Consider the following 13,460-nt stretch of genomic DNA (forward strand, 5'->3'; position numbering starts at 1 on the left):
AACCTCTTAGCGCTGATGGTAGTGTGGGGTTACCCATGTGAGAGTAAGTCATCGCCAGCTTTTAAATCTAAAACACCCCGGTCTCTAACGAGAACGGGGTGTTTTTTTATGCGTATTATTTTTAAGTGTTTTATTATTTTTAAAGACATAAATATAAAATCTAGACCAAGAATTTTTTATCATTAAATGATAAATTAATTGCTTTACCTAACATGAAAAAAATATAGGAATATAAAAAATGTCAGAATACACCTTGCCGCATTTTGGAACACTGAAATTAGAATCCCTAGAAGAATATTATCAAGTGGATATTGAGCTTAATGGCAAAGCCGTTCAAGTTGATTTAAATTTTGAAGCGAACACTTTGGACGTAGAAACTTTTCAACGAATTAAGTCTTTTATTGAAAATATAGAAAAATTTGATCAAAAAAACCAAGATTATATTCAGCAAGATCTTGAAAATGAAAAGGAAGGGACTGTTAAAGAATATGTGGATTTTCATATTGAAGAATTAGGCGATGATTTCTTAGAAAAAATTGGGATTGCTAATCCAATAGACAAAGCACAGCAGTTTTTAACCAAATTATATTTAACAAGAGTTGGGCTTTATCCAGATGGAAAGTATGATACATCGTATTTTGCTGTCTTTGATTACACTACAAATAGAGAGTTAACTGATCAGTTAATCGTCGTTAAAACAGATCATTACGGTAATTTGGATCATTTAAGTTGGGAAAGCTAACGATGCAGTGAAGTGAAGCAACGGTATTCAACAGTCTATAGATTTTAAAACAATGTAGGTATAAAAAAGAAAACCCCATCACGATGACGGGGGCTTCATATTGATGCGTTAGATCTAGATTTTGTTAAATTTCACACCTTATCTTTAAAGTTTCAATCCAGCAAACTCATGACATCATCTTCAGATAATTTCACTTCATTTTCATGATCGATACTCAGAATAGATTTAGCAAGATCAGCTTTATTTTTCTGTAAGGCTAAAATCTTTTCTTCAATACTTTGGTTAGTAATTAACTTATAAACGAATACAGGTTTATCTTGACCAATGCGCCATGCACGATCAGATGCTTGATCTTCAGCCGCAGGGTTCCACCAAGGATCATAATGAATCACTGTATCAGCAGCAGTGAGATTAAGCCCGACACCGCCTGCCTTTAAACTGATGAGGAAAACAGGAATATCGCCTGCTTGGAATGCGGTGATGACTTCATCACGCTTCTTGGTTTGTCCAGTAAGTTTTACATTTCGGATATTTAAGGTTTTTAAATGCTCTTCAATGAGTTGTAGCATCGTGGTGAATTGAGAGAAGATTAAAATCTTACGTCCTTCCTCAACCATATCTTGAACCATTTCTAATAAATGATCTAATTTTGCTGATTCAACATTTTGATTTTTGATTTGATCCAGTTGTAAAAGGCTTGGATGGCAGCAAACTTGTCGAAGTTTAAGTAATGCACTTAAAATTTGAATCTGACTACGATGGAAGCCTTTAGCTGCAATCAACTCACGAATATTCTTTTGCATTGTTGCACGAACAGCTTCGTAGAGCTTAGATTGCTGTTCATTCATATCAATATTGACTTCAATCGTGGTTTTTTCAGGAAGCTCTTTCGCCACCTCTGTTTTTAAACGACGCAACATAAACGGTTTAATACGAGAAATGAGTTTAGTTTTAACCTGAAGATCTGCATATTTCTCGATAGGATTGCGATATTTTTTATTAAACAATTCCTGACTATATAAAAAACCAGGCATTAAGAAATGGAACAATGACCATAACTCACCCAAATGGTTTTCCATTGGCGTACCAGTTAAGCATAGACGATGTTTTGCTTTGATTTGTCGTACAACTTGAGAGGCTTTGGCACGTGGATTTTTAATGTTTTGTGCTTCATCCAAAATCAATAAATGATATTGATAAGGCAGTAAAAACTCTTCATCACGGCCCAAAAGTGGGTAGGTACTGAGCACAATATCTACATTTTTAATCTCTTGAAAATGCTCAACTCGATCATGCCCTTGTAAGACCAAAACTTTTAATTCAGGAGTGAACTTCTCAGCTTCTTTACGCCAGTTATGCATTAAAGATGTTGGTGCAATAATCAAGGCAGGTCGTTGATTTAATCTGCCTGCTTGCTTTTCTAATAGAATATGTGCAAGTGTTTGTGCGGTTTTACCGAGTCCCATATCATCTGCAAGGATACCACCATGTTCAGTTTCACGTAAAAACTGTAGCCATGCTAAACCTTGTTGTTGATATGGGCGTAGTTCGCCTTGGAAACCTTGTGGTGTACAGATTTGATCTTGATAACTATTTTGAAGCTTTTCAGCAAATATTTTCAGGCGTTCGTTGGTGCGCCAAGGCATGCCCAAATGATGCTGTAAGTCTAAGAATTGAGCGGCATCGTATTGATCTAATGTTGCAGATTCAGGATGTCGTAAAATTTCTTTTAAATAGATCAGGATGGGCTTAATTTCTTGATTTCTAAGTGCCAGTTGTGTTTGAGCTTCTCTTAAATGAACAATTAAGAAGCTGTCACTGTCCATTTTTTCAATATAGTCATCTTCTAAAAGATGTGGATTATGCTGTATCGCATAGCCAAGAAGATCAATCAGGTTATAGGTGTTGCCATTCATATCCTGAATCGTCGCACCGACATTAAACCAGTCTTGTTTTTTTTCAGATTCATTTAATGAGAGTTGCAGGTTTTGTGTTGCACTTAAATTGAACTGACTATCTAGGGTATGTTCAACTTTCCAGCCAAGACCTTCGATTTTATTTTCAGGAACCAGTTGCTCAACCCAAGCCATGGGATCTGCATACACAATTGAGTTTTCAGTGATGTCATCAAAAGCAGGGCGTTTGCTCTTTGGTAGCTTGCTAATCCGTTGCATGGATTTAACTGAATGAATTAATTCATCAATATGTTTCTTTTCAGCAACTAAGTCGCGTTGTTGGCGAACTGCTTTTTCATCAATATTGATAATGAAGCTGTCATCAGGGAAACCCGCTTTAATTCGTCCAGCTGAGTATTCAAATTCAATTTCAGCAATTGCATAATGATGCATATGACCAAGACGATCATATTGCGGATGTGTTCCAAAACGTAAAATAGGTGTGGGTTTGCCTTTTAATATTTCTATACTTTGTGTAAATGGCGCTTGAGGTAAATCTTCAAAAAATGCATAGGGTTGAATCACTTGCTCAAATTCAGCCATTAATTCCACAGGCATTTGTGGCATATTCAGCAATTCTTCGATCATTTCACTAGAATATAACGACTCAAGTACACCGACTTGGTTTTTAAGGGTATCGAGATAACTTAATGGATGAGAATGAATAATATAAATTTGTTCAGCATGGTCAGGTGAAATTTCTAGATGATTTTCATCAAAAAATTGTGCCTTGAGTTTTTCTGTTTGCTGTTCTGTACGCGTTTGCCAGTTGAATTCAATTTTATAAGATTGATCAGACCATGTTAAAGGTAATCTTTGTACATCTAGTGCAAAACAAGCGCTACTTTGAATAGCCGTTCTTAGATGTTCTTGATAGATTCCTGAAATATCCCATGACGCTGGATAAAAATGAACATCGCTAAAATTTAGCTTAGCGAAAAAGTACAAATGACTAAAGATTTTCTTTTCTTCTTTACTCACTTTAAGACGTTCATTTAATACATTGTCATAGCTGGTGTAGAGTGCAGTATCTCTAATTTTTCCATCTTTGTTACGCCGAACTTTAAAAACACTCAGTTGTAATTTGGCGGTGTTATTTTTTGGTTGGAAAATATAAATAAGTTGGTGCTGTACTGGCGTTTCAGTACGTTGAACTTGTGCCAATTGTTGTTTAAATTGAGCGAGCCAAGCTTTTGCCGTGGTGTGGGTAGAGCTATTTGTTGTGGTTTGAGCTTGGTCTAATGGGTTTAGTTTTTGACGAGCAGCTGGGTTGGAAAGTTGTTGATCATAAAAATAACGTGCAAGTGCAGCCGAATGCTTACAATCGTAACCAACAGGGCAACTACAGTCAGTATCCACAATTTTATTTGTTAAAGGATTATAGATAACAGCCGTTTCATAATAATCCGTTCCCTGAATTTGAGCTTCGATGACTAAATTATCCCGATCAGGGTAGACCTCTAAGGATTTTAGATCAATTTTTTTGACATAACTCAAGCTTCTTTGAATGGTTGCAGGGTTAAAACGTGATAAAAATTGATTCAATGTCGCCATTATTTATAGAGCTAAAAATTAAAAGGAAATTACTAACAGTGTAACGGATTTTTGAGCATGAATCTGAAATTAATATAGGAGTTTTGATCAAAAATGACATGTTTTTAAATACAAATTGATCGTTTCTGCAACTTTAAATTAAATAAAATCTGTCAGTATAAGTTTTTCAAAATAATGCTGGGAAGCAAATCAAGATGAAGCATAATCCAATTTACTATACAGATCAGCATTTTGCATTTGCAGATTCCATTCGAAAGTTTGTTCAAAAAGAATTAATGCCACATATTAATCAATGGGAAGAGGCAGAAACCTTTCCAAAAGAACTTTATAAAAAAGCCGCAGATATTGGCTTATTGGGGATAGGTTTTGACGAAAACTATGGGGGAATTCCAGAAACCGATGCTTTTCATGTGTTGTTGTCTTCGATTGAGTTAGCCAAAACAGGTTCAGGTGGTCTATGTGCTTCCTTATTGTCACATTCGATTGGCGCGCCTCCAATCAACCATTTTGCTTCAGATGAGATTAAACAAACTGTACTGACTCAAATCTTGGCAGGCGAAAAAGTTTCAGCGTTGGCGATTACTGAACCTACGGGTGGTTCTGATGTGGCAGCACTTAAAACCAAAGCTGTACGGGATGGTCAAGACTATATTGTTAGTGGCGAAAAAACCTTTATTACATCGGGCATTCGTGCGGATTATTATACCGTTGCGGTACGTACAGATCCTGATGCTAAAGGCCCGAATGGTATCTCGATGTTATTGATTGATGCACATAGTGACGGCATAAGCAAATCAAAACTCGATAAAATGGGATGGTGGGCTTCGGATACGGCTCATCTCCATTTTGATCAGGTTCGTGTTCCTGCAAGCAATTTGTTGGGTGCAGAAAATATGGGTTTCCTTGTGATTATGAATAACTTCAATATGGAGCGTTTTTTCCTTGCTGCCAGTAGTTATGGTTTTGCATTAACCTGTTATGAAGAAGCATTGGAATGGGCACGAGAACGAAAAACCTTTGGTAAACGTTTAGTTGATCATCAAGTGGTTCGGCATAAATTAGTTGATATGGCGACTCGCTTAACCACAACACTTGCTTTGTTGGAGGATACTGCTTATCGCTTAGGGAAGCCTGAAATGCAGGGCAATGAGTTAATTGCACAAATCTGTATGCTTAAAAATGTGGCCACTCAAACTATGCAGTTTTGTGCAGATGCAGCTGTACAAACTTTAGGGGGGATGGGCTTTATGCGAGGTACCAAGTCTGAACGGATTTACCGTGATGTTAAAGTCAATATGATTGGTGGTGGGGCAGAAGAAATTATGAAAGACCTCGCGAGTCGTCAATTGGGCTATTAGAATATCGAGAATGGATTAAACTAGAACTGTACACAATAAATTGCAATAAAAATAAGCAGGAAACAACAAGATATGGATCATTTAAATAACCCGATTTACTACACCGCTGAGCATCGTGTATTTGCAGACAGTGTGAAGAAATTTGTTGAAAAAGAGATTTCTCCTTTTGTGAATGAATGGGATGAGGCTGAAACTTTTCCTCGTGCGCTTTATCAAAAGGCTGCTGCAATTGGTCTATTGGGCTTAGGCTTTGATGATGAGCATGGGGGAATCTCAGATGCAGATGCATTTCATGTGTTCTTAGCAGCAGTTGAAACAGCCAAAGCTGGCTCTGGTGGTGTACATATTTCTTTGATGATTCATACCATAGGTACACCTCCCATTCATCATTTTGCCCAGCCACATATTCGTGACAAGGTGATGCCACAAATTATTTCAGGTGAAAAAATTTCTGCACTTGCGATTACCGAACCAAGCGGCGGTTCTGATGTTGCTGCACTACAAACCAAAGCAATCCGCGAAGGTGATTTTTATTTGGTGAGTGGTGAAAAAACCTTTATTACTTCAGGTATGCGCGCAGATTATTATACGGTTGCAGTGAGAACCGATTCTGAAAATAAAGGTGCAAATGGTATTTCGATGTTATTGGTTGATGCACACAGTTCTGGCATTACTAAATCACCTTTAAAAAAAATGGGCTGGTGGGCATCGGATACTGCTCATTTGCATTTTGACCAAGTCAAAGTTCCTGTCGAAAATCTTCTTGGTGAAGAGAATGCTGGGTTTAAGGTCATTATGAAAAACTTCAATATGGAACGCTTTTGGTTGGCTTCTATGGCCTATGGTTATGCCTTGGTCTGTTATCAAGAGGCTTTAGAATGGTCTAAAGCGCGTAAGACTTTTGGAAAACGCTTAGTTGATCATCAAGTAGTACGTCATAAGTTAGTTGATATGGCGACGCGTTTAACCTCAACACGCGCATTATTGGAAGATACTGCTTATCGTATGGGGCAAGTTGAACTACAGGGCAGTGATTTAATTGCCCAAATTTGTATGTCAAAAAATGTCGCAACCCAAACTATGCAGTTCTGTGCAGATGCTGCAGTGCAAACCTTGGGGGGGATGGGCTTTATGCGAGGGACTAAATCTGAGCGTATTTATCGTGAAGTCAAAGTAAATATGATTGGTGGTGGTGCTGAGGAAATCATGAAAGATTTGATTAGTAAGCAGTTGGGGTTTTAATGAGGCATTTTTAAGTGATAAAAGCTTACAATGCTGCTTTCTGTAAAAAATAACCATAGGTGCGCTATAGACCTATTGATTATTATCAACTTAAGGAGTTCTTATGAAAGTAACAAAGACTTTTCAATCAGGACAGAGTCAGGCCGTTCTTTTACCTACGGCATTTCATTTTAAAGGCAAAGCAGTTGTGGTTAAACACTTTGGTAATGGTGTTTTGCTATTACCTTTAAATAATCCTTGGAAAATTATGCAAGAGGCTGTGTTTGAGTTTGAAGATAGTTTTTTGCTTGAGCGGGAAGATCAAGGTACTTAAAGTTGAGAAAAATTGTTGTAACTTCTCAAAAGTTTTCACTTTTAGAACAACTCAATGCCTAAATCTAATGCTGCTCTTATTGTGTGATTTTTAGATGATTCCGAAGTTTAATTTTACGTAGATATGGCGTTATTCTCCAACAAAGATTGTAAGCTGAATTTCCACATGCCCAATAACAAATGGTCGTTGCATGAATGTCTAGATTGTCTTGTAAAATTTGAAGAATCGTCATCCATTGTCGATCTGAGCCTAGTATTTTCGATGATTCCTCAAACGATTGTAAAAGTGTTTCCATAAGTGCAAATTTTTCGTCATCGTTAAGTTCATTTGAAAGATAAGCATGCATAAATTCATCAATACGACTGGGATCTGCAACTTCGTATTGCCAATCTTGCATATAAGGATCAGTGGGTAAATTGAAACGTTGAGCTAATGCGTTAATTGCCGAAGCTATAATGTACCGTTGAGGGTATATTTTATAAATTATTTCTGTCTGTTTTATCATGCAAGCAAATGTTAAGTTATTTTGGTTCTATAGAACTTAGAACAAGTGAAGCTAAGAAATCAACCTTCGGCCCAATCCTCATTAATTATCGCCCAACGTTGATGATCCATCCATTGCTGACCACCAATCCGCAAATATTGTCGAGAAAAGCCTTCCTGAATAAAGCCAGCACCCGCAACAAGGCGAATGGAAGCAGTATTCTCAGGTTGTATATTTGCCTCTAAACGATGCAAATTTAAAACATGGAATGCTTCATTCAACAATAAATTGATGCCTAAACGCATGTAGCCATGTCCTTGAAAAGGCTCAAAAACCTCATAACCTAAATAAGCAGAATGAAAATAACCGCGAATGATATTGGAAATGTTAAAGGTACCTATAATTTGATGGGTTTCAGTCAGACAAAGGAAATATCTGCCTTCTTGTTGTAGGTAATGTTGAAAATCATTAGGAGGATATGTCCAAGGATGATGAAGTATTTGGCTTTTTTTATAGGCCTTTTCGATTTCTTCAAGATCTGAAATGTTGGGCTTGCGAAGATAAACTGTGCTCATTTCAAAGCCATTTCCAAAACGATTTCAGTCAGTTCATCTAAGCTCATTTTACCATTGGGATTATACCAAGTGACGGTCCAAGCAATCGCACCGCCCAGCAAACGGCGCCAAATAAAAGCATCATGCTGAACTTTACCGAGGTCACGTAATTTTTCAATCACAGCGAACCAGATGTCCTCATAATCATTTCGCAGTTTAAGGAGTTCTTCTTGCCGTTGTTTTGACAATGCAAACCATTCATAAACCAAAACAGCCATGGCTGAACCCGTATCTCCCGTAATCGAAATTAACTCAGCTTTGATTAAGTGTTTTAACTGTTGTTCAGCATCATCCGATTTTTGGATCGCATCAAGCATACGGGCATGATTGTAAATAATGGTTTCATGCATGACATGGGCAAGAATATCATCCTTGCTTTTAAAATGATGAAACAAACTACCTGATTGAATTCCAATAAAATTTGCTAACTCACGAACTGTGGTTTTGGCATAACCTTGCTTATGAAATAAATAGGCAGCACCAAGTAATAAACGACCTTTAGGGCTGTCATCAAAACATGCGATTGGTTGGATATCATCGATTGAGTGAGCAATCATCGGATCATTTTTTCCATAAAGTTAAGCAAATTATTCATTGTTAGAAACGCGTTTTAACACATTTGCCAATTCAGGATAACATTTTGCTCTTTACAAACCAAGCGCTTGCTTGGTAGATTGGAGTATAAATTTTATTCAGAACAATGAAAACAAGATAGGTGTGAAAATGGAAGATCAGCGTATTGTAAAAATTGGATGTGCTTCAGGTTTCTGGGGGGACACCAATACTGCAGCATTTCAGTTGGTACATTTATCTGACATCAATTATTTGGTTTTTGATTACCTTTCAGAAATTACCATGTCTATCATGGCAAAAGCGATGATGACCAATCCAGAACATGGTTATGCTTTGGATTTTGTCAGTCGGGTGATGACACCGCTGCTTAAAAAAATCAGTGATAAAAAAATAAAAGTGATTAGCAATGCTGGTGGTGTAAATCCATTGGCATGTCGTGATGCCTTACAGAAAGTGCTTGCAGCACAAGGATTGGATTTAAAAATTGCAGTGGTATTAGGGGATGACCTATTGCCACAACAAGCCGAATTAAAAACACAAAATATTAAAGAAATGTTTAGTGGCGAAGATTTACCCAGCCAATTGGCCAGTTGTAACGCATATCTAGGAGCTGTTCCAATTCGAGACGCACTTGATCAAGGTGCAGATATTGTCATCACTGGGCGAGTGGTGGATTCAGCTGTGGTGCTTGCACCTTTGTTGCATGAATATCAATGGTCCTTAGAGGATTATGACAAGCTATCCCAAGGTTCTTTAGCAGGGCATATCATTGAGTGTGGTGCACAATGTACCGGTGGCAATTTCACGGATTGGCGCTTAGTACAAGGCTTTGACAATATGGGGTTTCCAATTGTTGAGGTGAAAGCAGATGCATCATTTATTGTAACTAAACCCAAAGGAACCGGTGGACTGGTTTCGGTTGCAACTGTTGCTGAACAAGTTGTCTATGAAATTGGCAATCCGCAAGCGTATTTACTGCCCGATGTCACTGCAGATTTTAGCCAAGTGAAATTAGAACAAGTGGGTGAGGATCGAGTTTTAGTGACTGGTGCAAAAGGTAGAGCACCGACACAACAATATAAAGTCAGTGCAACCTATCCCGATGGTTATCGTGTTTTGGTGAGCTTCCTGATTGCAGGACGCGAAGCCCCTGAAAAAGCCCAAGTCATTGCAGATGCGATATTAAATAAGTGTGAGCGTGTTTTAGCATTACGTTCAGTTCCGCCATTCTCAGAAAAATCAGTTGAAATATTGGGTATTGAAAGTACCTATGGCGCAAATGCGCAGCAGATTAATAGTCGAGAAGTAGTTGTCAAAATCGCTGTAAAGCACATGTTTAAAGAAGCATGTATGTTCTTTGCTTCTGAAATTGCCCAAGCATCTACCGGAATGGCACCTGCATTGGCTGGAATTGTTGGGGGGCGTCCCAAAGCTTCCCCTGTGATTAAGTTGTTCTCATTTTTAGTGGATAAATCAAAACTAAGTGTTGCGATTGATATCAATGGTCAGCGTCAAAATATACAGATTCCATCAGGTTGCTCAGATCAATCTTTTGATGCTGTTGCAGTGGGTGAGGTTGCTCAATTTACGGGGCAGGAGATTGAAGTTCCTTTAGTTGAAATTGCCCATGCTCGGAGCGGTGATAAAGGCAATCACAGTAATATTGGAGTGATCGCACGTCAGCCTGAATATCTACCCTGGATTCGCGCCAATTTGACTGAAGAAAAGGTCAAAGAATATATGCAGCATGTTTTAGACCCTGAAAAGTCTAAAGTGATTCGTTATGAAATCACGGGATTTAATGCCTTAAATTTTATGCTGGAAAACGCATTAGGTGGTGGAGGAATTGCCAGTTTACGTATTGATCCACAAGGTAAAGCTTTTGCACAGCAGCTTTTAGATATGTCAGTCAAAATTCCAGCGAGTTTAAAGTCCCTCTAATCCTTCTTTAAGAAAGTAGGGGGAATTCGTCGCTTTTTAAAAGGGAGCTTGGAGTGGTATTTAAGCAAGTTAAACGACAACAATTTGGATATAAAAATGCATTATCACTCAATATTTAGATCGGATGCTTTTCAGGGCCACGTCATCATTGTGACCGGTGGTGGTTCGGGTATAGGACGCTGTACTGCTCATGAACTGGCTGCTTTAGGGGCTCAAGTGGTGATTACAGGGCGGAAAATTGAAAAGCTGGAAAATGTCAGCAAAGAAATCATCGAAGATGGTGGCAAAGTTCATTTTATCGTTTGTGATAATCGCGAAGAACAAAACGTGAAAGAGATGATTGCTGAAGTGATTGAAAAATTTGGCAGACTCGATGGCCTTGTCAATAATGCTGGCGGTCAGTTTCCCTCAAATTTAGAAGGGATTTCTGCCAATGGTTTTGATGCAGTGGTGCGGAACAACCTGCATTCGACCTTCTATTTAATGAAAGAAGCCTATAACCAATGGATGGCAAAACATGGTGGCAGTATTGTCAATATGGCAGCTGATATGTGGGGTGGCATGCCGGGGATGGGACACTCTGGTGCAGCCCGTGCTGGGGTAGATAATTTAACCAAAACAGCAGCGGTGGAGTGGGGACGTTCTGGCGTACGTGTTAATTGTGTTGCACCTGGCTGGGTTGTTTCTTCAGGAATGGATAATTATACCGGTGATTTTGCCAAATTTATTATCCCAAGTTTGGCGGGAAATGTGCCATTGAAACGGATGGGCACGGAATCTGAAATTTCTTCTGCCATTTGTTATTTACTTTCAGAAGCCGCAGGTTTTATTTCTGGCATGACGATTCGTATTGATGGTGCTGCATCCTTAGGTACTCGAATGTACCCATTGGCAGATGCTTCAAATAGTGAGTCGTTTAATGGCTTCCATCGTGCCTTTATTCCAGATGTATTAAAACAACAATTGAGTGATCAAACCAATAACCAACAGACAGGAGAAAACTCATGACTGTTCTCCAATCCGAAATTACAGTTGGTAGTGAGCAATTTGAACAGAACAAGCAGGCATTACTTGCTCAAATTGCCGAAGTGCGTGCAGTACAAAATAAGAATATTGAAAAATCTTATGCAGCCAAACCTAAGTTTGACAAGAAAGGTAAAATTTTACCGCATGAACGTATCCGTTTAGCTCTTGATCCTGATTCACCATTTGTAGAACTGTGTGGCTTGGTGGGTTATGCCATGCATGATGATAAAGATGGGTCAGATGCAGGTGGTGGGATTATTTCAGGGATCGGTTTTGTCAGCGGTGTTCGTTGTCTGATTTCAGCAAGTAACAGTGCAATCAAAGGCGGAACAATGTCACCGATGGGGGTACAAAAAACCTTACGTTTGCAGGCGATTGCTTTTGAACAAAAATTACCGATGTTGACTCTCACTGAAAGTGGGGGTGCCAACTTAAATTACGCAGCTGAAGTATTTACTTATGGTGGAATGACCTTTGCCAATCAGGCACGACTGTCTGCCGCAGGTTTACCCCAAGTCTCTGTGGTACATGGCAATGCAACAGCGGGTGGAGCGTATCAACCGGGTCTATCTGATTATGTGATTGCAGTTCGTAAGCAAACTGAGATGTTACTCGCAGGGCCACCTTTACTTTTGGCGGCAACCGGAGAAGTGGCAACAGCAGAGGAACTCGGTGGTGCAGAGATGCATGCACAGGTTGCTGGAACAGCCGAATTCTTAGCCGAGAATGATGCTGATGGGATTCGTATTGCCCGTGAGGTTTTTGAGCATCTTAACTGGAAAGAGCAAACTCAAAAGTTAAACTTAAGCTATAAAGAGCCACGTTATCCTGCCGAGGAGCTGTTAGGGATCATTCCTGCAAGTCCGAAGCAGCCTTTTGACATGAAAGATGTGATTGCACGAATTGTTGATGACTCTGAATTCTTTGAAGTAAAACAAGAATATGATGCATTGACCGTGTGTGGCTGGGCAAAAATTGGTGGATTACATATCGGAATTATCACCAACAACGGACCGATTACCCCACAAGGCGCCACCAAAGCTACACAGTTCATTCACCTCTGTGAACAGACCAAACGCCCATTACTTTTTTTACATAACACCACAGGCTTTATGGTCGGAACTGATGCTGAACAGAACGGCATTATTAAGCATGGTTCGAAATTGATTCAGGCCGTTGCCAATACCACTGTGCCGAAAATTTCTATCGTTGTAGCGGGTTCCTATGGTGCGGGTAATTACGCCATGTGTGGACGTCCATTATCACCGCAATTTATTTTTGCATGGCCAAACTCGCATGTGGCGGTAATGGGTTCAGCTCAGGCAGGCAAGGTATTACGTATCGTGGCAGAAGGAAAGCAAAAAGCTTCAGGGATGGAACCTAACCAGCAGATGCTGGATTTCTTAGAGCAAAGTACAGCAGCAAAATTAGAACAGCAGTCAACCGCCTTATTTAATACGGCCATGTTGCATGATGATGGAATTATCGACCCGCGTGATACACGCAAAGTCCTGATCTTCTTATTAGAAACAATTTATGAAGCAGAACATCGCAAACTAAATCCAATACGATTTGGTGTATCGAGGCTTTAAAAGTACTCACCCTTGCGAAACTCATTATTCCTCATCTTTTAAAAGTGAGGTGTTCTCCGCTTTATT

At 39.1% G+C, this 13,460-nt stretch carries 11 protein-coding genes; 7 read left to right on the plus strand and 4 right to left on the minus strand.

Annotated features, from left to right (window positions below):
• Positions 1-238 precede the first annotated feature (238 nt).
• Positions 239-742, plus strand: a complete 504-nt coding sequence (locus WFN33_RS17460) for a DUF2004 domain-containing protein (RefSeq protein ID WP_336954292.1) — start codon at positions 239-241, stop codon at positions 740-742.
• 152 nt (positions 743-894) lie between these two features.
• Here WFN33_RS17460 and WFN33_RS17465 read toward each other — a convergent pair whose 3' ends face one another.
• Positions 895-4,251, minus strand: coding sequence for a DEAD/DEAH box helicase (locus tag WFN33_RS17465; protein ID WP_336954294.1), 3,357 nt, complete (start codon positions 4,249-4,251; stop codon positions 895-897).
• Positions 4,252-4,445: 194 nt separating this feature from the next.
• Between WFN33_RS17465 and WFN33_RS17470 the strand changes: the two genes are divergently transcribed.
• The 3 genes from WFN33_RS17470 to WFN33_RS17480 all read left to right on the plus strand — a co-directional run bounded on the left by WFN33_RS17470 (position 4,446) and on the right by WFN33_RS17480 (position 7,164).
• Positions 4,446-5,609: an acyl-CoA dehydrogenase family protein gene (locus WFN33_RS17470; protein WP_336954295.1), complete on the plus strand. Its 1,164-nt coding sequence runs from the start codon at positions 4,446-4,448 to the stop codon at positions 5,607-5,609.
• Between the two features lie 72 nt (positions 5,610-5,681).
• Positions 5,682-6,851: an acyl-CoA dehydrogenase family protein gene (locus WFN33_RS17475; protein ID WP_336954296.1), complete on the plus strand. Its 1,170-nt coding sequence runs from the start codon at positions 5,682-5,684 to the stop codon at positions 6,849-6,851.
• Between the two features lie 103 nt (positions 6,852-6,954).
• Complete coding sequence (locus WFN33_RS17480; RefSeq protein ID WP_336954297.1) at positions 6,955-7,164, plus strand: antitoxin; 210 nt, start codon at positions 6,955-6,957, stop codon at positions 7,162-7,164.
• Between the two features lie 76 nt (positions 7,165-7,240).
• Here the strand turns inward: WFN33_RS17480 and WFN33_RS17485 are convergent, their stop codons facing one another.
• The 3 genes from WFN33_RS17485 to WFN33_RS17495 all read right to left on the minus strand — a co-directional run bounded on the left by WFN33_RS17485 (position 7,241) and on the right by WFN33_RS17495 (position 8,819).
• Positions 7,241-7,561: a hypothetical protein gene (locus WFN33_RS17485; RefSeq protein ID WP_336954298.1), complete on the minus strand. Its 321-nt coding sequence runs from the start codon at positions 7,559-7,561 to the stop codon at positions 7,241-7,243.
• A 167-nt stretch (positions 7,562-7,728) separates the two neighbouring features.
• Positions 7,729-8,223, minus strand: coding sequence for a GNAT family N-acetyltransferase (locus WFN33_RS17490; protein WP_336954299.1), 495 nt, complete (start codon positions 8,221-8,223; stop codon positions 7,729-7,731).
• A complete protein-coding gene (locus WFN33_RS17495; RefSeq protein WP_336954300.1) occupies positions 8,220-8,819 on the minus strand; it encodes a TetR/AcrR family transcriptional regulator in 600 nt (199 codons plus the stop codon). The genes WFN33_RS17490 and WFN33_RS17495 overlap by 4 nt, the downstream gene beginning before the upstream one ends.
• Positions 8,820-8,985: 166 nt before the next feature.
• On the opposite strand from WFN33_RS17495, the gene WFN33_RS17500 reads away from it, so the two are divergent.
• From WFN33_RS17500 to WFN33_RS17510, 3 genes are all read left to right on the plus strand, one after another.
• Positions 8,986-10,776, plus strand: coding sequence for an acyclic terpene utilization AtuA family protein (locus WFN33_RS17500; RefSeq protein WP_336954301.1), 1,791 nt, complete (start codon positions 8,986-8,988; stop codon positions 10,774-10,776).
• Between the two features lie 96 nt (positions 10,777-10,872).
• Positions 10,873-11,784 carry an SDR family oxidoreductase gene (locus tag WFN33_RS17505; RefSeq protein ID WP_336954302.1) on the plus strand — a complete coding sequence of 304 codons (912 nt, stop codon included), beginning with the start codon at positions 10,873-10,875 and terminating at the stop codon, positions 11,782-11,784.
• Positions 11,781-13,394: an acyl-CoA carboxylase subunit beta gene (locus WFN33_RS17510; protein WP_336954303.1), complete on the plus strand. Its 1,614-nt coding sequence runs from the start codon at positions 11,781-11,783 to the stop codon at positions 13,392-13,394. Before WFN33_RS17505 ends, WFN33_RS17510 begins: the two co-directional genes overlap by 4 nt.
• The last annotated feature ends 66 nt before the right edge of the window (positions 13,395-13,460 follow it).

Origin of the sequence: Acinetobacter sp. AS167, from assembly GCF_037152175.1 — a bacterium.
Taxonomy (GTDB): domain Bacteria; phylum Pseudomonadota; class Gammaproteobacteria; order Pseudomonadales; family Moraxellaceae; genus Acinetobacter.